Origin of the sequence: Vibrio rhizosphaerae, assembly GCF_024347095.1 — a bacterium.
In the GTDB taxonomy this organism is placed as follows: domain Bacteria; phylum Pseudomonadota; class Gammaproteobacteria; order Enterobacterales; family Vibrionaceae; genus Vibrio; species Vibrio rhizosphaerae.
This window is the reverse complement of sequence record NZ_AP024903.1, coordinates 2,472,546-2,493,618: the sequence shown is the minus strand read 5'-3', so window position 1 is coordinate 2,493,618 and position 21,073 is coordinate 2,472,546. Positions and strand designations below refer to the sequence as shown.

Below are 21,073 nucleotides of genomic sequence, written 5' to 3'. Positions count from 1 at the left end.
CTCTTACGTTCTCGTTAGAATATATTGATTTGATAGCGGAATTTTTCTGCTGCCCCTCGGCTGCTGCGCCATTCAACGGTGTTTCCCGAAATATCGGTCGTCGTTCGTTCTATCACGATAACCGGTTCTCCGGTCTGTAAATCCAGTGCTTGTGCGTGTTCGGCTCTGACTTTTTCTACCATCAGTTCTTCTTTTGCCGACACAATCGCTGCCCCGCATAAACTTTCGTAAAACGGATACAGCAAGTTGGGAAACTCTCCCGGCGAGATTGCCAACAGTGGCTCAAATTTGGGTAAGGGAAGCCAGATGTCTTCGATGAGAACCGGCTTGCCTTTCCAAATACGTAAGCGATTGATATGTACTGCGGGACTATCCGGGGGCAGGTGAAGCTTGGCGGCAATTTCGGCGGAGGGATTCACCTGCCGGATGTTCAGAATTTTCCCTTCCGGAATAATGCGTTCGCCACTGTCATCACTGAATCTGAAAAATCGAAATAACGACATATTGAAATCGGCACGACGTACAAAAGTGCCGACACCGTGACGACGTTCGAGCAAGCCATTTTTCATCAGTTGTTGAATGGCTTTACGCATGGTACCGAGAGCGACACCATATTCGGTAGATAGCTGGGATTCAGCCGGAATCGTATCGCCCGGTTGCCATTCACCATTGAGAATTCGTTGGTGCAATTGATCGCTGATTTGTAAGTAGCGCGCCAGTCTTGTATCGAATGAACCACTCATATTCGGATTGCTTTTAGTTTTTACGTTACATTTAGTTTACATAAAATTCACACAAAGATATACTCCTCTATAGGACTTGAATGAGTAATTTTAATTTTTGTGAGGTGAACCAAGAATGAGTCTGGTGATTGATTCTCATACCCATGTGTGGAGTGATAAGTGTCCGCTTACCCCAGAGCGCCGTTATACGCCAGCCTATTCACGTAGTTCTGAGGATTTACTGGCCCAAATGAAGGTGGCGGGTGTGAACCGGGCCGTCTTGGTACAACCCAGTTTTCTCGGTACTGACAATCGCTATCTGTTACAGCAACTGGGGTGCTATCCTGAAATATTCAGAGGCGTGGTCGTGGTAGACCGACACATTCAAGAAGCTGATTTTGCGCCAATGGTGGCAAAAGGTGTGACTGGCGTCCGGCTGAATATTATTGGTTCGACGGTTTCTGGCCGGCAACTGGTACAAGAGCACCAGCATTTAATTCAGTTGCTGAACAAGTTTGACTGCCATCTTGAAATCCAGTCTCACAATGATCATTGGGTCGAGTTATTACCTGCGCTCATGCAAACGGGTGTTACAGTCGTCGTCGATCATTTTGGTCGCCCTGATTCTAATCGTTCAGCCGGTTTTCAGGCAGTTCTTAACCACCTGAACAGCGGAAAACTGTGGGTGAAATTATCCGGCGAATATCGGTTTGCGGCAGCGCCCATTCCTTTAGCAACGGCCTTACTCAATCACAGGCCTGACCGATTAGTGTGGGGGAGTGATTATCCGTGGACACAACATGAAGCGGGTCGTCGCTATCAAGATTGTTTCACGCAATTAGCACAATGGACCAGTCACCAATATCTTGAAGCGATACGTGCTGATAACCCGGCTCGTTTGTTTAAGTTTGATGCTGAGGGGCTCACCCGTTTTTAATTGGAGTGGGAGACATCTCCCGCTTTCCCGTTATTCCTTTATGAAAGCACGACGCTGATTTTACTCTGGGATATCAAATCCGTATGGCGGTATTTCGCCACACTGATATCTTTTTTACCGAATATCTTTCTTTTCCCTGAAACCTTGCTTTTTTCTTTCAAGAGAAATGGTTGGCGTCATTCAATGACAAACATGCTTTACTTTCGCAGCAAAGGCCCCAGTGACTTTTTGTCAGTATCACTTGCGATTGATGATAACGCCGTATCGTTGCTTGGATAACATTGTCTGTTAAATAACATTGTCTGCTGAATCATATAGTCTGTTGAATGATATAACCGTGAAGTGTCTGATGATTGGATATGAGCAGCATCATTTATTTTCTCAAATGAGATAGATGTACGCATTGAAATTTCTTTGCGAGTGTTGATTCACGATAGTGATATTTTAATTGGTTAATTTTAAAGTCCTATTATTTGTGAGGTGAGGTTTGGATTCATTGATGAATTCAGGGGGGTTATATTAATTATAATAGATATTTTTATCAATTACGTTTTCTTGTTTGTGTCTTTCTCTATTTTGTTTATGAGATTTAGATCGATTTTATTTAATCTGGAATGATCGGTCGTTTTCATTAATATTTTGTTTTTATTGGTTTTTTAATTTTTGAGGCAGGGTGTTTATCTGTTTTGTTTTGCATTTGTTATGGTGATCACACTTGGTATTTAAAATACAAAAAACATAACTAATAAATAAAATGAGGTAAAAGACACGGAACATGTTTTCTATTTAGAATTATTTGGCCAATATTAATTGGATTAATTTTTTTGAATAAACAGTACAACACAGAGAATAAGTTGTGATCTACCGGTTAGTCACCATGAATTTTAGTTATTGGTGTCACAATTGATCGTTCACGGTGATCATGAACTTTAATAAAAAATATAATTATGGAGACTATTTCATATGACGATGAAAAATATTTGGTCTGGTGTTATTCCCCCCGTGCCGACAGCGATTGATGAGACCGGGCAGTTTGCTCCCCAAGCCATGGCGGCTTTGATTGATCACTTAGTCGCATCAGCAGTAAATGGTTTACTTTTTTTGGGGACGACTGGTGAGTTTAGTGCCATGTCCGTGTCACAAAGAAAGCAAGTCGCAGAATTCTGCATCCGACATACCAATCAGCGTAAGCCCGTCATGATCGGCGTCGCTGCTCACTCAATTGCTGAGACAATTGAACTGGCTCAGCATGCAGAGCGTACAGGAGCAGATGCGGTCATTGTCGTGAATCCATCTTACGTTAAATACAGTGATGAAGGCTTGTATCACTACTACCGCTCGGTCGCTGAATCCATTGGTATTCCTGTATTTCTATATAACTTTCCGAAACTGACATCTCAGCCGCTGTCGGTGGCGCTTGTCGGGCGTTTAGCCAATGATGTGGACAACATTATCGGGATTAAAGACACGGTCGATGACATTGTCAGTACCCGGCGCTATATCACCAAGGTAAAAAGTAAGCACCCGAATTTCCGTGTGTTTTCAGGGTTTGATGAACATCTGGCCAATAATCTGTTGATGGGCGGGGATGGCGGGATCCCCTCATCTTCGAACTTTGCACCGAGCCTGACTTGCGGCGTGTTTCAAGCCTTCCAACAAGGTGACTGGAATGAATTTACTAAGCAGCATCGCCGGATCGCCATACTCAGTGAAATGTATGACATTCAGGCTCCTTTCTTCCCGGTTGTAAAAGCGGCGATCAACTTAGTTGGGATTCCATTTGTTCAAGGGACGTTACCGCCTTGCGATCTGATTGCCGAGCATTCAGTGATTCAGCTCCGTGAATTACTGAAATCCATAAAAATTATTGAATAGTCGTCAGGTGATCATTATGGAAAAAATCTCCTTAAAAGAAAAATTCGGCTATGGATTAGGTGATACGGCATGTGGATTTATCTGGAATGCAACCATGATCCTCTTAGCGTTTTTTTACACGGATGTCTTTGGGATCCCTGCCGGTGTCATGGGCACACTGTTTCTCTTTTCGAGAATTCTGGATGCGATCACGGATCCATTGATGGGTTCACTGGTTGACCGTACCCGTACGAAATACGGACGTTTCCGGCCTTTTTTACTCTGGGGGGCGATCCCGTTTGCGCTGACCAGTATGGCGACGTTCTATACGCCTGATTTCTCCGAAACCGGGAAAATCATCTATGCGTCGATAACTTATATTGCATTGACGCTGGTCTATACGTTTATCAACGTTCCTTATTGTGCCATGCCCGGAGCCATTACAAATGATCCTCAGGAGCGCCATTCATTACAATCCGTGCGATTTTTCTGTGCGGCGGCGGGTGGTCTGGTGATCTCAGGACTGGCATTACCATTGGTTGACTTCATTGGTCAGGGGGATGCACAAAAAGGATACTTCGGTGCAATGTGTGTTCTTGGTGCTGTCGGGGCGATGTTACTGACTATCAGCTTTAAAACGACCCGGGAGAGAAATGTCTTTAGTGAAGATGCTGTTGATGTGACAAAGGATTTTAAACTGTTATTTGCCAACAGTCAGTGGCGGATTATGTGTCTGTTCAAGTCAATGGCGACCTGCTCCAACGTGATTCGTGGCGGTGTCACGTTATATTTTGTCAAATACGTGATGGCGCGCCCGGAGCTAACCAGCCAGTTCCTGCTTTATGGCAGCATTGCCGCGATGTTAGGTTCTTTGTTATCGGCTCAGTTGTTGTCACGATACGACAGAATTCAGTCATTTAAGATCATTATTATCCTCTATTCGATTCTGAGCTTAGCGCTTTATTTTGCACCGACAGAATATACCGTGATGCTCTTTGCGCTAAATATCGTTTATCTATTTATCTTCAATACAACCACACCGATTCAGTGGCTGATGGCCTCCGATGTGATTGATTATGAAGAGGTTCGCAGTGGTCGCCGATTAGATGGACTGGTGTTTTCAACCTATTTATTCAGCTTGAAAGTCGGTTTGGCGGTTGGCGGAGCGTTGATCGGCTGGATTTTAGCATGGGTTAACTACGATGCCACTCTCAGTACCCAACCCGATAACATATTAGAAACGATTCGGTTCTTGTTCTGTGTCGCGCCGGTTATTTTGTACGCGGGGATGTATTTCATGCTGTCGATTTATAAGCTTGACAGCAAAAAAATCAATGAAATTGCCGTCATTCTTGAACAAAAAAGACAAACCCAAGCGCCCCCTGATACGCAAGATGAATTAGCACCTGCCATTGTGAAGTGAGGAATTTATCATGATTCATAATCCGATTATTAAAGGTTTTCATCCTGATCCTTGTATTTGCCGGGCGGGTGATGACTACTATATTGCGACATCTACGTTTGAATGGTTTCCCGGTGTCCGTATTTTTCATTCAAGAGATCTGAAAAACTGGAAACTCGCCGCGATGCCGCTGGATACTGTGGACAAATTAGACATGAAAGGTAACCCTGATTCCGGGGGTATTTGGGCACCGGCGTTAAGCTATGCCGATGGTCTGTTCTGGCTGCTGTATACCGATGTTAAAGTGGTTGATGCGCCCTGGAAGAACGGCAGAAACTACCTTGTAACCGCGGAGCACATCGACGGTCCGTGGTGTGATCCTATCCCAATGGGCAATGGTGGGTTTGACCCATCGCTATACCACGCTGATGATGGTAAAAAGTTCTATGTGTATCGCACATGGGGGCCAAGGCATCATAGTGATCCCATCAATGATATTGTCATTCAGGAATTTAACCCTGAAACGCAGTCGCTGGTGAGTGAGCGCCGTACTATTTTCAGTGGCACAGAGCTTAAATACACGGAAGCCCCCCATATTTATAAGAAAGATGGGTATTTCTATCTGCTGACCGCAGAAGGCGGAACGAGCTTTGAGCATCATGTCATCGTCGCACGAGCCAAGGAGATTGATGGTCCTTATACGCTGTCTCCGCATGGCCCATTATTGTCAACATGGCATACGCCAAATAATCCGTTGCAAAAAGCCGGTCACGGCTCCTTGGTCGAAACCCCTGATGGGGCGTGGTATATCACTTACTTAGTGAGTCGGCCGCTCAAGTTTCATGATCGTCCCAGTTTGGCTAAGTGGGGCCGGGGGGCATGCTCCATGGGGCGGGAAACCGCAATTGATCGCATCGAGTGGCAAGAGGGTTGGCCAAGAGTGGTCGGTGGCAACTTTGCCAAGCAGGAGATTCCTGAAGCGACTCATTTAGCTGAAGTCAGTGACGCTGAGAGCGAGGCGATATTTGATGATTTCAGCCGTGAATCGCTGCAAGGTCACTGGCAAACATTACGGATTCCGTTCAGCGACCGGCTAGGGAGCCTGAGTGAGCGAAAAGGCTACTTGCGGCTTCGTGGCCGAGATAGTCTGGTCTCACTATTTGAGCAATCCACCGTCGCAACTCGCTGGCGTCATCATGAGTTTGTGGCATCAACAAAGCTGATCTTCTCTGCCAGCAACTTTCAACAGTCTGCGGGGTTGTGTTGTTACTACAATACGAGCAATTGGACGTATCTTGCGATTGAATTTGACGAAACACTCAAACGTAATTGCATCCGGGTGATGCAAGTGGATAAGCAAGTCGCGCATTTCTATTTATATGATGACCCGATTGTCGTACCGAATGAGGCTGAATCCGTCTGGATGCGAGTCAATGTCAGTGGCTTGACGTATCAGTACAGCTATTCATTTGATGGTCAGACTTGGTGTGACGTGCCCGTTATATTTGATGCGTGGCGATTATCGGATGATTACATCGAAGGGCGGGGATTCTTTACCGGTGCATTTGTCGGTCTCCATTGTGCCGATATCAGTGGATTTGGCTGCCACGCAGATTTTGAGGAGTTTAATTATGAGCCGAAATAATCACCGTCCACCGGTACGTTTTCGTTCTCAGGATTGGTTTTGTAATGAAGAACACATTGATTTGGCTGCCTTATATTCTGAGCGTTTTATGAACTCAGGATTGACCCCGGAAGAACTTCATTCAGGCAAACCGATTATCGGGATTGCCCAGTCCGGGAGTGACCTCTCGCCATGTAACCGGGTTTTGCTTGAGCTTTCAGCCCGGATTAAAGACGGGATTCGAGAGGCGGGCGGTATTCCGTTAGAGTTTCCCACGCATCCATTATTCGAAAATTGTAAGCGTCCTACCGCGGCTCTTGATCGCAACCTTGCCTATTTGTCTTTAGTGGAGGTGTTGTACGGATATCCGCTGGATGCCGTCGTGTTGACCACCGGATGTGATAAAACCACGCCTTCCGCCGTGATGGCTGCATCGACGGTTGATATCCCTGCGATTGTCTTTTCCGGTGGGCCGATGCTTGACGGGCATCATGAGGCGCAGCTTGTCGGTTCAGGGACGATTATCTGGCAGTCAAGAAGAAAGCTGGCTGCCGGTGAGATTAATGAAGAACAGTTCATGGATTTAGCCATGAAATCTGCACCATCGGTGGGGCATTGTAATACGATGGGAACCGCATCGACCATGAATGCCATGGCTGAAGCGTTAGGACTGACGCTGCCGGGAAGTGCATTAATACCGGCAGCCTATCGCGAGCGCGCTCAAATGGCCTACTATACCGGTAAGCAGATTGTCGAAATGGCTTATCAGGATTTACGCCCCTCGAAAATTCTCTCGAAAGACGCTTTTTTGAATGCAATTCGGGTCAATTCAGCGCTCGGGGGCTCAACCAATGCACAACCGCATCTCGTGGCGATGGCGAAACATGCCCACATCGAGATTACCCCTGAGGACTGGGAAACGTACGCACATAAGATTCCGTTGCTAGCCAATGTGCAGCCTTCCGGCCACTATCTGTGTGAGGCATTCCACCGAGCGGGTGGTGTACCCGCTGTCATGTGGGAACTGTTACATCACGGCAAACTGAATGGTGACGTTTTGACGGTGACAGGTAAAACGGTAAAAGAGAACCTTGAAGGCCGGGAAACCAACAATAGAAAGGTTATCTATCCGTATACTGCACCGCTGAAGCATGATGCCGGCTTTATCGTGATGAAAGGTAATTTGTTTGATTTCGCGATTATGAAAACCAGTGTGATCACCGATGAATTCAGACGTAAATATCTGCAAGTCCCCGGTAAAGAAGGGGTATTCGAAGCACGAGCGATCGTCTTTGACGGGGCGGAGGATTATCACCGCAGAATTGACGACCCGAGTCTGGAGATTGATGAATCATGCATCCTTGTCATTCGGGGATGTGGCCCGTTGGGCTGGCCCGGTTCTGCAGAGGTAGTCAATATGCGACCGCCGAAACATCTGTTGGCTAGGGGCATCCAAAGTTTGCCGACACTCGGAGATGGCCGACAATCGGGGACATCAGATAGCCCGTCTATCTTGCATGCATCGCCGGAGAGTGCCGCCGGCGGGGGATTAGCCTATCTGGATACGGGGGATATGATTCAAGTCGATCTCAATCGTGGTTTGTGTCATGTCTTGTTGTCAGCGCAAGAGTGGCAGCAAAGAAAGGCCTCTCGAACCTTACCGCCAGTGCCAAAGAGTCAAACCCCATGGCAAGAAATTTATCGCCAGTCGGTCAGTCAAATCGATGAAGGTGCGGTATTTGAGAGCGCAGTGAAGTTCTATCGGTTATCTGAAACGCTGCCAAGGCATAACCATTAACAACCGCCGCTGGTCATGAGCACGTGAATGGTTTTTCACGTGCTCTGATGATGGTTCTGGTCGACTGGACGCAAGCTGTATGCCTGCATCCGCGTCAGGAAGTGATAGGTGCTGAGTGGTTATTTGCTGTTTAGATAATCCAGAACAACTTCATGATGATCTTTGGTCTTGAACTTGTTAAATACATGCTCAATATCACCGGATTCATTGATTAAGAAGCTGATACGGTGCAGACCATCGTAGACTTTGCCCATAAACTTTTTCTCTCCCCAGACCCCAAAAGCTTCGGCGAGCTGGTGATCTTCATCCGACAGCAGAGTGAAGTTCAGGTTATCTCTTTCGATGAATTTGCCTAAACGCTTGACCGGGTCGGTACTCACGCCCAGCACAACGACATTTTTCTCATCCAGTTCTGCTTTGATATCGCGCAGCCCTTGCGCCTGAACGGTACAGCCGGGCGTCATGGCTTTCGGATAAAAATAAAGCAGGACTTTTTTGCCTTTGAAATCAGTCAGGTTTACAGGATTTCCGTCTTGATCCGGCAGTGAAAAGTGTGGTGAAGGTGTACCAACCTGAAGTGGATTCATGATATTTCCTTTTGTCAGCTTATACGTTTTTCATCAATATTCTCGGGATCTTATACCCTGAGAACTATGGAGACTCAAGTCAGACTGAGGGGGAAAACTGAGATTCGGTTCATCCGGAGAAATGTTCCCGGCAACATCAACAAACAACATCGATAAATCATTTGGATAGATTCTCTTATTTTACTCAAATAAGAGAACTTATTCACTTGTGTTTCTCAGTATCCTTACAGTACCATGCAGTGAGATTCAACTTATGGAGAAAGACATGTTTTCTGGAAGTATAGTCGCACTAATTACCCCTTTTGACAGCGATGGCGAAGTAGACTACGGAAGTCTCAAAAAATTGGTCGATTTTCATGTAGATGCGGGAACTGATGCGATTGTATCTGTTGGCACCACTGGAGAATCTTCAACACTGACTATTGAAGAGCATGTTAAAGTTGTATCTAAGACGGTTGAGTATGCCGAAGGGCGTATTCCTGTCATTGCCGGAACCGGAGCCAACGCTACACATGAGTCTCTGACATTTAGCCGTCTGCTGTGTAACACTGGTATTTCGGGATTCCTGAGCGTGACCCCTTATTACAACAAGCCTACTCAAGAAGGTTTGTTCCTCCACTATAAAGCCATTGCTGAAGAGACCGATATTCCCGTTATTCTGTATAACGTACCGAGCCGTACCGCGGTTGATATGCAGCCAGAGACGGTTGCGCGTTTGGCGGAAGTTAAAAATATTGTTGGGATTAAAGATGCAACGGGCGATTTAAGCCGGGTTGCGAAACATCGTGAACTTTGCGGAGAAGACTTTGTCTTACTGAGCGGTGATGATGCGACAGGCTTTGAGTTCATCAAGTTAGGTGGTCATGGGGTTATTTCCGTAACGAATAATCTTGCGGCAGCAGCGATGGCGCAAATGGTTCATCTTGCCTTAGACGGACAGTTCGATGCGGCAGCAGCGTTGAATGAAAAGTTAATGGCTTTACATAAAAACCTGTTTGTTGAGTCGAGCCCGATCCCAGTGAAGTGGGCCGCTCATAAGATGGGATTGATTGATGGTGGTTTGTTGCGTCTACCGATGACAGAATTATCTGAAGCCAAGCAACCATTGGTGTTACAGGCATTGAATTCTGCCGGATTGCTATAGTTTTCCAGATAAACATCAGTTTCTAGACAAACGTCGATTGCCAGACCGATCGTTTTTTCGGTTTGGCAAAATTTTTGGGTGTGTATTCTTGCGGTTTGATTGCTGTGACTGAATGATCGGCTGGCAATCGTTGTAAGAGAATCGTTGTACGAAGCCGGGCTTTGGTTTTTCGTGTAGGAGTGTGGATGAAATTTTTCAACCAGCTGGTTTGTAGTTCACTGGCTGTATTCTTGATGTCCGGATGTTCTGATAGTGCGTTGACACGACAAGCGGCAGAGGGCGACTTTAATTATTTAGACGCAAAATTATCCACGGCGTGGAAAATGCCTCAGGATGCTGAATTACAGCTGTACCACAATTACGATATTCCTGAAGGAAAATATCAAGGTGGATTGGGTGAGCAGGTTGATATTCGACCGCCTCAATCGGTGTTGGCGTTGATCCCGGGAGTTCGGATCGACAATAGTCAACATGAGGTGACGTTTTGGACGGTAAAACCGCAACTTGCGGATCAAATCTGGGATGTCATTGCACAGTATTTAGAGCAGCATCAGGTCGCTTTGTCACAACATCGCGCGGATCAGATTGATACCGCTTGGATATCATGGGTTGCTGAGGACGAAGTTGCACCAGTAAAAGCGAGATATCGCTACACGCGTGTACAACAAGGAAAGCAGTACGGTATACAGGTATCATTGCTGGATATGCAGCAGAGTCCTGATTCAGCAGAAAAAGCGATTTACCTTCAGAACCGTTATACGGTGATGATGGCCAATGCGATCACGATGAAATATGATCATCAGGCTCAGGAAGAAGCCGCGAGAAAGTCTCGGCAAATGGCGCAACAGATTGCTGTTGCCATGGGGGCTGATCGCAGTGGTCTACCGGTGGTGATTGCCAGAACACCTTATGACAATATGTGGCAACGATTACCGGATGTTTTGGTTAAAATTGGCTTTGGGGTTGAAGAACGCAACCGGTCTCAGGGGACGGTAAAAGTGAAGTACAGTCAACCGGATGATGAAGTCTGGCAAGCGCTTGGCGTTGCACCTGTTTCTCTGGACAATGGCACATATACGTTATTGCTGGGAGATTTGGGGAACCGAACGTCGATTAATATCACCGGCAAGAATGACAAACCGGTTGCTGAAGAGAAACTGAAAGAGTTTTCTGCCGCGCTATCGGCATTATTTAAAAAAGCACACTAAGTTTAAAAAAGCACACTAAGTTTCAAAACGCATACTGAGTGGTGATTTAGTTTAAAAAGGGATGATTAATCATCCCTTTTTTTGATCTCTTGTTGATGCTTTTTATCTAACTCAATCAACCGATCCAGATCATTTCCCTGTTTCTTTTTCAACTGGTCGAGATTTTTGGGCGTCAGGTATTTTAGAGCCGCAACGTTGCCGACAATGATACTAATGACGACGGTAATGATGAACCAGGGTGATGTCAGGAAATCCATATTTATGCACCGCTTTGCTCGATGTTGATGACAAATTGAGTGTAGATAGTATTGAGCATGTTGTGAATCGTGTTTTTACCTGCAATCGGTTCATCAGCCAGTGCATCAAGAATGATCTCAGGTGACATCTGATTCAGACATTGTGTTGCAACCCGGTGATGACTGATATGCCAGGGCTCGATTGACACACCGCCCCGATCCCGCTGATATGGTAGAAAAAAACCGAACCGGGGAAGATGTTTGGTTAACCATGCTGAAAATTGCGCCTGATGACCGGATTGATATTCCCACGGCTCCAAACGTAGCGCTTCATTTTCAGGGAGCGCATTTTTATCATACACATCAAAGTCGGTCCCCCAATGATGCCGACTGGCTCCGGGCAGCGCTGACCAGCGTAAAATAGCCAGAACTTTTTCTCGCTCTGGCATATGTGACGTATCGAGCGGCCGACTCTGTGAGTCGAGCAGTGGGCGTTCTCCTGAGAATTTGAGATTCCAGATCGACAGTTGTCTCTGGAAATCACGGAATCCGCTGGCAATCTGCAAATGGAACCCGGCTTGGTTTGCAGCTTCTTTCAAGGCCAAAAAATCTTCAGCGACGGCCTGATGGATCAGGAAGTTTTTCGCATCAACAAGGCAGGTTTGCAGGTGTTGCTCACTTTTTCCGGTTAATTGCTCAGGGGTCATATTATCGGGCCAATAAGTTGTTCAATATGTGTTGATACATATCTGTCAGTTTCTCAAGATCGGGAATACTGACACATTCATTAACTTTGTGGATGGTTGCATTGACCGGGCCGAGTTCAACCACCTGAGCACCCATCTGAGCGATGAACCGGCCGTCGGATGTTCCGCCGGTGGTGAGTAATGCAGGTTCTTTATGGTTCACCTGACTGACCGACTGGGTGACGGCTTCCACAAGGCTACCGGCATCCGTTAAAAACGGTTTGCCATTCAAGGTCCATTGCAGATCATAATCCAGACCATGCGCATCAAAGGTGGAATGAACGCGACGCTGAATTTCTTCTGCTGTCAGTTCGGTACTGTAACGGAAGTTAAACTGGACATGGAATTCACCCGGAATCACATTAGAGGCACCGGTTCCCGCTTGTAAATTGGGAATCTGAAAGCTTGTCGGCGGGAAAAATGCATTTCCTTCATCCCATTGAATCGCGGCGAGTTCGGTTAATGCGGGTAATGCCTGATGAACCGGATTATTGGCTAAATGAGGATAGGCGACATGACCTTGAATCCCTTTCACAACCAGATCACCCGTCAGGGAGCCCCGGCGCCCATTTTTGACCACATCACCCACTGAATGCGTGCTGGAAGGTTCCCCAACAATACACATATCAATGATTTCATCACGGGCCATCAAGGTGTCGACCACTCGGGTTGTCCCATTAATGAATGGCCCTTCTTCATCAGACGTAATCAGAAATGCGATCGAACCTTGATGATCCGGATTTGCTGCAATAAAGCGTTCAACGGCAACGATCATACAGGCGAGAGACCCTTTCATATCGGCTGCGCCACGCCCATGCAGATAGTCATCGATGATCGTCGGTTCAAACGGGGGCGTGTGCCATAATTCTGCTTTTCCGGCCGGCACTACATCCGTATGACCGGCAAAGGCAAATAGCGGTGCTTGCGTGCCGCGTCGTGCCCAGAAGTTAGTGGTATCTTCAAAAACCATGATTTCAACGTCAAAGCCAAGCGCTTTGAGCCGTTCTATCATTAAGTCTTGGCATCCTGCGTCTTCCGGTGTAACCGAACGACGACTAATTAATTCTTTAGCAAGGGCGAGTACCGGACTGTCGCTCATCCATTTGTTCCTTTCTATGCAAATATCTCAGAGTATTGTTCAGGAGAAAAACCAAGGTGGAAAGTTTTGTCTACCACCAAAACCGGCCGTTTAATCATCGCCGGATACTCAACTAACAGGGGAATCACGGTTGTACTGCTCAAGCCGTCTTTTTGTGCTTGCGTCAGTTGTCTGTAGGTTGTGCCCCGTTTATTGACAACATTGTCCCATCCTAAATGCTGACAAAATTCCTCAACCAGCTCAGCGTGGATGCCATCTTTACGAAAATCATGAAAACGATATTCGATATTTTCAGCATCTAACCACCGGCGTGCTTTTTTGATTGTATCGCAGTTGGGGATGCCATAAAGCGTAATGATCATATGATTCCTCAAATTAGAGAAGGCTGTGACCGCATCGTAGCAGGAAGTGCGTGTGCTGACAAAGTTGCGATTTATCGTTAGCTGGATTGATATCGGTGAATTTTATTCATCGAGTGACAGATAAAAATGAAGTTATTGATCGAACGCAACACTCTTTATGTGAAAACCGAAATAATGGATTGGCACGTGAATAGGAGGTGTCAATGGAATTGAGTCCTGTTTTTGCAAGAAGGCTTTATTTAGCTTACTTGGTTGAAAATTTAGACAGGCCAAATGTCCCCCGATTAATTGAACATACCGGGTGGCCTCGTCGCACAATTCAGGATGTGTTGAAAGCATTACCGGCGATAGGTATTCAGCTTATGTTTATCCAAGACGGAAGACGACACAATGACGGGTACTATCGGTTATCCGATTGGGGCCCCTTTGATAGTCAGTGGATTGTTGAACGTCAGGATGATATCGCTGCCAGTCTGGGGAAATCCCTTTAGTGCGAGCAGACGCAGACGGTTTAGCCGCGCTTTACTGTATGAAAATCAACATCATCCATAATGGTTTATGACTCATTTAATCAACCCTTTCTGAGGCGGCGTGGGTCATGCATGAATTGATATTCATGGCACCAATGGGTTGATGGTGATCCTGAGTTGTGGGGCGATCATACGCAAGCCGAAAAGCCAGAGTGTTCTGGCTTTTGTCACTTTTGAGTTCATCCCCGGTTCAGAAGGGCGCAGCTATGATTTTGCTATGAATGTCAGCTTCAGAGCTCAGCCCGAATGAACTGTACGGATAAACAATAAGTTAAGATTATTTCATCCTCTTTGTATTCATCTTCTCAATAGAATATTCAGATGTAACAAAACTTTTCCGTTGCTAATGATAATTATTTTCGTTAGTATTTTTATTTGCAGTGTGGTCTCGCAGGAAATTTGTCATGTCAAGGCTGATAAAGCTTTTCATTATTACTACGATTTTTACCTTTAATTACTCTGTTTTTGCCGCCGTGCTTGATTATCAGGCCGCTGCTGATGATATCAATGCTCGTTTGGATAAAACCGTGGAGCTTTATACATCAGGTGATGCCGCTCAAGCGAAGAACACGGTGCAAATGGCATATTTTGAAGTGTTTGAAAGTCTGGAAGGCCCAATCCGAATTAATTATTCCCGGCAATATGCGTATCAGTTGGAAGCCAAATTCGGTGAGATCCGGAAAATGATTGGCAATCAGGCGTCGATCGATGACGTGAAGACAAATGTAGACTGGCTTAAAACTCAAATTGCATCGGTTCCTTCTATTCTCGAATCAGGGACCCAGCTGGTTGCCGAAACGGCGGACATTCATCAGGCATCAATTCTCCCTTACTGGCGAGAGCAAGTCTTGACCATCGAACGTTTGGTCAATCAAGGGCTGGCCAGTTATCGCACCTCTGCTCAGGCGGAAACCGCCGAGGCAAAGCAGGAAAAACGAGAAGCAGCTGCGAAGCTGATACGACAGGCACAGTTCGAGGCGTATAAAAACTCTGATCTGGAAACTGCGATCCGTCTGAATCGTTCCGGAGCAAAAGCGGCGCAATATAATGACATGTTCAAAGCCATGATCGATGTGGCGCACAAATCATACACAATGCAAAATTTAGTCGCATTTGGTTATCAGGTTGCCACGCTGACGCAAGGCCTGAAAGATGAGCTTCCCGGTTTGCCTGCGACAAGGGATGATCAGCAACAGGCTCAGGAAGATGATCATTCAGTCACGCAGCAAAACTGGCAATCGGTGATTACCGGGATTGACGCGGCTATCGCTCAGGCCATTGAGCGCTACAGGCAAGGTCAGGTGACTGAGGCGATGATGGCCGTTCAGGATACATATTTCGATCGCTTTGAATCCACTGGGATGGAGAATGCCGTCGGTGCCCGGGATAGTGCGCTTAAATCTGAACTGGAAGGCTATTTCACCCGTCTTGTGAGTTTGATGAAAGCAGGGGCTGAACTGCCTGAAATTCAGGCACAACAACAGGCATTGAGCCGGGCGTTGGATCAAGGTGCCAATATGTTGAGCGGCAGTGGTCAGGGAATTTGGGCCATGTTTATTGCCAGCCTGACGATTATTCTCCGTGAGGGGCTCGAAGCATTGTTGATTGTCGCTGCCATTACCGCTTATCTGGTGAAAAACGAACATACCGACAAACTCTATATCATTAAAAATTCGGTGATGGTCGGTATTGGATTGAGTTTGATCACCGCAGCACTGTTCCAGTGGTTATTTACCAATGCCGGCGCCAGTCGTGAAATGCTCGAAGGCGTCACCATGCTGATCGCTGTGGTGGTGCTGTTCATGATGAGCTACTGGTTGTTGTCAAAAGTCGAGGCGACCCATTGGAAACAGTATCTCGAAAATAAATTATCCCGTTCTCTTACCACAGGTTCAGTCGCCGGATTGTGGTTCGCCAGCTTTTTGGCTGTCTACCGTGAAGGCGCAGAAACCGTGCTCTTCTATTATGCGCTCGGTGCTGATGGTTCATCAGACGCACTGATTGGGATCTTTAGCGGGCTCGCGGTCGGCATTGTTATCCTTGCGATTCTCTTTTTCTTGATGCGTTACAGCGTCGTGAAATTACCACTCAAACCTTTCTTTATCTTTACTGGTGGATTTATGTATCTGATGGCATTTGTGTTTGCCGGTAAAGGTGTTTTAGAGCTCATTGAAGCAAAAGTATTTCACCCGACACTCATAGAGGCCGTTCCGCAAATCAGTTTATTGGGGGTTTACCCTTATGTTGAAACGTTAATTCCTCAAGTCGTGCTCATCGCAGCGGCGCTTTTGGCATTGGTCGTGATTCAGCGGCAGGGGAAACAAACCGCGTAACTCAATCTGTGACAACTCTTTATTGAAGGAATCATGTTCATGAATAATAAACTTTTAATCCCGGTTGCGATGACCGCAATGACATTTGGTACCACAGCGACTGCGGGTGAACACCCGGCAGGAGAGACTGTTGAAATGAATGGTATGGAACTGGCTGCCGTTTATCTGGAGCCTGTGACGATGGAACCACAAGGGATGATGATGGCCGCTTCTCAGGCGGATGTTCACCTTGAAGCCGATATCCATGCATTGAAAGGCAACAAAAATGGTTTTGCGGCGGGTGAATGGATTCCGTATCTGACAATCAGTTACAAAATGAAGAATCTGGATACGGGTAAGACGCAGCAAGGGACGTTCATGCCGATGATTGCCTCGGATGGTCCACACTATGGTTCCAATGTAAAAATGTTGGGCGTGGGAAATTATGAGCTGACTTTCCATATTGACCCGCCGTCGAAAGGTGGTCTGCTGCGTCATACCGATGAAGCCACTGGCGTTGGCCGTTGGTACAAACCGTTTGATGTCACTTACAAATTTAAATATGTCGGTCTGAATTAATCGCCTTAAAATCAGAGCGTTATTAAAGGTGGCTTGGCATTGCATTACATTGCTTTACTTTAAAGCCATCTAAAAATTTTATCATGTGAGCTGGTATGAGTTTTTATCTTTCTCAGGTTCTTTCCCACTTTCTTCTCCCCGCGATCATGTTCGGCTTGCTTTGGTCTGGTGCGAATACGTCGTATAAGCAAAGGTTCTGGTGGTTTGTGCTACCCGTTGTCACTGGGGTTTGTGCTTATACGTTGTTGCCTTACAGTCAGGTCTACATTTTCTCCGCCGGCTGTGCCTATATCATCATTTGTCTGCTGTTGTTGACCTATGGATTGATGGTCTCCCGGCCGACCCGGTTTTTACTGGTCTGGCAGGCGTTGGTGACGGCATTTGCGGCATTTATGTGGGCGCGGGGGGCAAAACTGGACATGATGAGCGCGACCAATGTGATCAATACCGAGTTGATCCTGAATGCGTCTGCTTTGATGTTCGGATTTATGCTCATTGGTTTGACGCACGTTTTTATCGGTAAGGTGTGTGAACAGCGCTCGCCGCGCTTTAAGAAAAGTCTCTTCTTTTGTTTGATTGTGCTGGCCATTCTACCGCTTTCCGGTGAGGTGATACTGGCTGGTATGAAGTTACAGATGATCGCGCTATATCCGGGATTGTTAAGTTATGTTTCAAAAGTGACCAATTTCTTCTGGTTGTATGCCTATGGCGTACTGGCACTGAGTCTGATTCCTCTGAGTATTATGGTCTGGCGTGATGTCCGGCCATTCAAAGCAGCCGTGAAGTCGCAACCGCAGCCAATTGCAAGGCGTAAGCTTCAGGCACAACTGAATATTCAACGTCGTCGGGCGAGCTGTTTCGCGGTTAGTTTGGTGATGATTTTCTGTAGTTTACTGTACTGGGATGCTGTGGCATCTCAACCCCCGACACGCTCACCGGCACAGACGATTGAGTTAGCCGCGGATGGTGCGGTTCATGTTCCGGTTACGGATACCCTGAAAGACGGCAAGTTACACCGTTACCAATGGATTGCCAGTGACGGTAAGGTGGTGCGCTTTTTCATCATCGATCGCTATCCCGGTGAAATGAAGTTTGGCGTGGTACTGGATGCCTGCATGTTGTGTGGCGATGCGGGGTATATTCAGGACGGTGATCAAGTGATCTGTCTTGCCTGTGGTGTACATATTTTTATTCCGTCGATTGGTAATCCGGGCGGATGTAACCCGATTCCGATTGAAAAATGGTCATTGACGAACAATGAGATCGTCATTGGCAAAGCGATGCTTGAATCCGGTCTCCAGTATTTTAGCGAGGTGGTGAAAATGACCGTCGTTGATCCGGTCAACGGCAAGTCGCTGACCAATTTGGATGCGCCGTTTAGTTATACCTTTGGCGGGAAAACCTATTTCTTTACGGAGCAGGACTCTTACGATGCATTCCGGGATAACCCTTGGCGCTTTGTTCGTCAGGGTGCCGACCATCAGGGAACTGCGGCAGGAGGGGCACAATAATGTTATGGACCATGCTGCGTCAGTCATGGCGCCATGATCGGGGCCGGAAAGTTTTGGCGACGACCACCATCTTTCTGGCGGCAGGACTCATATCAGCACTGTTGGCGATTTCGATTACGATCGGTGACAAGATGTCGGTTGAGATGAAGCGCTACGGGGCCAACATCGAGATTACCCCGGAAGGTCAGGTCAATCTGCCTTATCTATTAAAACATACACTGACGGGTATGGATAAAGATAGCTTGTTACTGGCGTCGGAATTACCCAACATCAAAAACATTTTTTGGCGCAATAATATTATCGGCTTTGCCCCTTATGTGCGTGGCACTGTGACCATCAATCACGGGCAGAGTGATGTATCAATTGTCGGTACTTTCTTTGATCAGCATCTTGCAGTCCCGGATGAGCCGGATTATCACACCGGTAACAAGATTATTTCTCAGTATTGGAAAGTGCAGGGGCAATGGCCGGATGACAGCAAGCCGCAAGCATTGGTCGGAACCGCGCTTGCCAGCCGGATGGGCTGGCACATCGGTGATCAACTGACGTTATTCGGTCAGCAACACCAGCAACAGGTCACCATCACTGGCATTTTGACCAATGGGAGCAGTGAGGAAGAAGCAGTCATCGTACCGTTACAGATTGGTCAGACATTGCTGGGGCTGGAAGGGCGTGTGGCAAGTATTAAGGTGTCTGCGTTGACCGTGCCTGAAAATGCATTGTCGAAAAAAGCACGGGAAAATCTGGAATCGTTAGATTCTGATGAATATGACTTATGGTTTTGTACGGCATTTGTTTCTTCTATTTCCTATCAGTTAGAAAAAGCCTTAAGCAATGCGGCTGTCCGTCCTGTCTGGCAGGTCGCGGCATCGGAAGGTATCGTCATCCGTAAAATCCAGAGTTTATTGTTTATGGTGACATTAGCCGCATTTATTGCCGCATCGATGGGGATTGCATCGCTGATGACCAATGCGATTTTACAGCGCTCGAAAGAGATTGGGTTGATGAAATCCCTTGGCGCCCATAACTGGCAGGTGTATTTGTTATTTTATGCGGAATCTATTGTGTGTGGTTTAGTGGGCGGGATTCTGGGGTGTGCCGCCGGATGGGGATTGTCAAAAATAATGGGCTATGCCTTGTTCGGATCCCTGATCGACTTTCATTGGATTATCATTCCGCTGATTCTGGTGATCTCTGTCATTATGACCGTGTGCGGGACTTATTTCCCTTCCCGGCGTATCGCGGCACTGTATCCAATCGAGGTGCTGTATGGCCGCAAATAAGCATTCAATCAATCCGCTTTCCATGACTCGTCTGCTGGTGATTCGTTCGCTGAAACTTCGGATGCGACGCGTTGTTGTTGTGCTCGCCGCGCTGACGATGGGGGCCGCAATCGTGACTGCGATGGCCGGGGTGTATTTCGATATCAATCAAAAGATGAGTCATGAATTACGTAACTATGGGGCGAATTTTTATGTGGGGCCCGATGCGCAATCATCAACCTTATCGATTCAGGATTATCGCGCTATGCTCGCTTTGGCGCCCCAAGCTCAGTTAGTGGCATCCAGCCCTTATTTGTATGGTGTGGTGCAATCCGATTTAGAAAAAGTGGTGGCCATGGGCGTTGACTTTTCCCAACTGAAAAAGCTAGTGCCTTACTGGCAGGTTCAGGGCGAGTGGATCGGTGTTTCTTTTGACCAGCGTCATGCAATGATTGGCATCAATCTGGCGAAAAAACTCGAAGTGACAGTCGGATCTCAACTGAGCCTGATAGAGGGTGACCGCCGACATACCTTTACCATTAAAGGCATTATCGATGCCGGCGCTGATGAAGATAACTATTTGATCGTCAACATTTCGATGCTCCAGAAATGGCTCAACCAACCCGATCAGGCTAACTATGCCATGTTCAGTATCGATAATGCGCAGGGTCAGGTGAACCAGTATGCCGGGCGGCTGAAAGCTCGCTATCCACAGCTGACGATTCGTCCGATCCTGAAAGTTTCTGCGTCTGAAGGCAAAGTATTGAATAAAATCAAACTTCTGATGGGGGTTGTCGCGGTGGTCATCCTGATCCTGTCTACTTTGTGTGTCAACACGACCCTGACTGCCATGATGGGCGAACGCCGCCATGAATTTGCGCTGCAAAAAGCATTGGGGGCTTCTCATCAGGCGATTACCCGTCAAATTTTATCGGAGACGCTTCTGATGACCATGGCGGCGATTGTGATTGGACTCGGCGTCGGCTATATCCTTGCGCAAGTGCTGGGTCAGACCGTGTTTGGTGCGTCCATTGATCTACGTTTACCGGTCTTTATCATCACGGTGGTTTTATCCATTGTTGCTGCGCTGGTGGCTGCCGTTATTCCGACTTTACGCGCCATGAAAGTTGATCCGGCGAAAGTGTTGAAAGGAGAGTAAA

Annotated in this window: 19 protein-coding genes; 13 read left to right on the top strand and 6 right to left on the bottom strand. The window is 46.9% G+C overall.

All coding sequences use genetic code 11. The annotated features are described in order from the left end of the window. Window positions 1-14: 14 nt before the first annotated feature. Window positions 15-743 carry a GntR family transcriptional regulator gene (locus tag OCV37_RS10755; RefSeq protein WP_038183658.1) on the bottom strand — a complete coding sequence of 243 codons (729 nt, stop codon included), beginning with the start codon at window positions 741-743 and terminating at the stop codon, window positions 15-17. Window positions 744-858: 115 nt separating this feature from the next. On the opposite strand from OCV37_RS10755, the gene OCV37_RS10750 reads away from it, so the two are divergent. From OCV37_RS10750 to OCV37_RS10730, 5 genes are all read left to right on the top strand, one after another. Continuing rightward, window positions 859-1,659, top strand: coding sequence for an amidohydrolase family protein (locus OCV37_RS10750; RefSeq protein ID WP_051680716.1), 801 nt, complete (start codon window positions 859-861; stop codon window positions 1,657-1,659). A gap of 963 nt (window positions 1,660-2,622) precedes the next feature. Further along, window positions 2,623-3,534 (top strand): dihydrodipicolinate synthase family protein, encoded by a 912-nt coding sequence (locus OCV37_RS10745; protein ID WP_038183662.1) that lies wholly within the window; start codon window positions 2,623-2,625, stop codon window positions 3,532-3,534. Between the two features lie 16 nt (window positions 3,535-3,550). After that, entirely contained in the window at window positions 3,551-4,936 is a 1,386-nt protein-coding gene (locus OCV37_RS10740; protein WP_038183665.1) for a glycoside-pentoside-hexuronide (GPH):cation symporter, read from the top strand. 10 nt (window positions 4,937-4,946) lie between these two features. Then, window positions 4,947-6,560, top strand: coding sequence for a glycoside hydrolase family 43 protein (locus OCV37_RS10735; RefSeq protein WP_038183667.1), 1,614 nt, complete (start codon window positions 4,947-4,949; stop codon window positions 6,558-6,560). Continuing rightward, complete coding sequence (locus tag OCV37_RS10730) at window positions 6,547-8,337, top strand: IlvD/Edd family dehydratase (protein ID WP_038183670.1); 1,791 nt, start codon at window positions 6,547-6,549, stop codon at window positions 8,335-8,337. The genes OCV37_RS10735 and OCV37_RS10730 overlap by 14 nt, the downstream gene beginning before the upstream one ends. 119 nt (window positions 8,338-8,456) lie before the next feature. Here OCV37_RS10730 and bcp read toward each other — a convergent pair whose 3' ends face one another. Continuing rightward, window positions 8,457-8,924, bottom strand: a complete 468-nt coding sequence (bcp, locus tag OCV37_RS10725) for a thioredoxin-dependent thiol peroxidase (RefSeq protein WP_038183672.1) — start codon at window positions 8,922-8,924, stop codon at window positions 8,457-8,459. 265 nt (window positions 8,925-9,189) lie between these two features. On the opposite strand from bcp, the gene dapA reads away from it, so the two are divergent. Next, on the top strand, window positions 9,190-10,068 hold the full coding sequence (dapA, locus tag OCV37_RS10720; RefSeq protein ID WP_038183676.1) for a 4-hydroxy-tetrahydrodipicolinate synthase: 879 nt from the start codon (window positions 9,190-9,192) through the stop codon (window positions 10,066-10,068). A gap of 185 nt (window positions 10,069-10,253) precedes the next feature. After that, window positions 10,254-11,276: an outer membrane protein assembly factor BamC gene (gene bamC / locus OCV37_RS10715; RefSeq protein ID WP_038183679.1), complete on the top strand. Its 1,023-nt coding sequence runs from the start codon at window positions 10,254-10,256 to the stop codon at window positions 11,274-11,276. A 65-nt stretch (window positions 11,277-11,341) separates the two neighbouring features. On the opposite strand, the gene OCV37_RS10710 is transcribed toward bamC, so the two are convergent. From OCV37_RS10710 to OCV37_RS10695, 4 genes are read right to left on the bottom strand one after another with little or no spacing between them, the layout of a single operon-like run. Then, window positions 11,342-11,533: a DUF2897 family protein gene (locus OCV37_RS10710; RefSeq protein ID WP_038183682.1), complete on the bottom strand. Its 192-nt coding sequence runs from the start codon at window positions 11,531-11,533 to the stop codon at window positions 11,342-11,344. Between the two features lie 2 nt (window positions 11,534-11,535). After that, window positions 11,536-12,219: a M15 family metallopeptidase gene (locus OCV37_RS10705; RefSeq protein WP_038183685.1), complete on the bottom strand. Its 684-nt coding sequence runs from the start codon at window positions 12,217-12,219 to the stop codon at window positions 11,536-11,538. 1 nt (window position 12,220) lies between these two features. Then, complete coding sequence (gene dapE / locus OCV37_RS10700; RefSeq protein WP_038183688.1) at window positions 12,221-13,357, bottom strand: succinyl-diaminopimelate desuccinylase; 1,137 nt, start codon at window positions 13,355-13,357, stop codon at window positions 12,221-12,223. A gap of 14 nt (window positions 13,358-13,371) precedes the next feature. After that, window positions 13,372-13,719 (bottom strand): ArsC family reductase, encoded by a 348-nt coding sequence (locus OCV37_RS10695; RefSeq protein ID WP_038183691.1) that lies wholly within the window; start codon window positions 13,717-13,719, stop codon window positions 13,372-13,374. Window positions 13,720-13,922: 203 nt separating this feature from the next. Between OCV37_RS10695 and OCV37_RS10690 the strand changes: the two genes are divergently transcribed. From OCV37_RS10690 to OCV37_RS10665, 6 genes are all read left to right on the top strand, one after another. Then, window positions 13,923-14,210, top strand: coding sequence for a winged helix-turn-helix domain-containing protein (locus OCV37_RS10690; RefSeq protein ID WP_038183694.1), 288 nt, complete (start codon window positions 13,923-13,925; stop codon window positions 14,208-14,210). 443 nt (window positions 14,211-14,653) lie between these two features. Continuing rightward, the gene (locus tag OCV37_RS10685; RefSeq protein ID WP_038183697.1) at window positions 14,654-16,582 is read left to right on the top strand and encodes an FTR1 family iron permease; all 1,929 of its coding nucleotides are present in this window, start codon (window positions 14,654-14,656) and stop codon (window positions 16,580-16,582) included. Window positions 16,583-16,621: 39 nt separating this feature from the next. After that, on the top strand, window positions 16,622-17,140 hold the full coding sequence (locus OCV37_RS10680) for an iron transporter (RefSeq protein WP_051680717.1): 519 nt from the start codon (window positions 16,622-16,624) through the stop codon (window positions 17,138-17,140). 95 nt (window positions 17,141-17,235) lie between these two features. Next, window positions 17,236-18,651, top strand: a complete 1,416-nt coding sequence (locus OCV37_RS10675; protein ID WP_038183701.1) for a Fe-S-containing protein — start codon at window positions 17,236-17,238, stop codon at window positions 18,649-18,651. Beyond that, window positions 18,651-19,934, top strand: a complete 1,284-nt coding sequence (locus OCV37_RS10670; RefSeq protein ID WP_038183704.1) for an ABC transporter permease — start codon at window positions 18,651-18,653, stop codon at window positions 19,932-19,934. Before OCV37_RS10675 ends, OCV37_RS10670 begins: the two co-directional genes overlap by 1 nt. Then, a complete protein-coding gene (locus tag OCV37_RS10665) occupies window positions 19,921-21,072 on the top strand; it encodes an ABC transporter permease (protein ID WP_038183707.1) in 1,152 nt (383 codons plus the stop codon). The genes OCV37_RS10670 and OCV37_RS10665 overlap by 14 nt, the downstream gene beginning before the upstream one ends. Window position 21,073 lies beyond the last annotated feature (1 nt).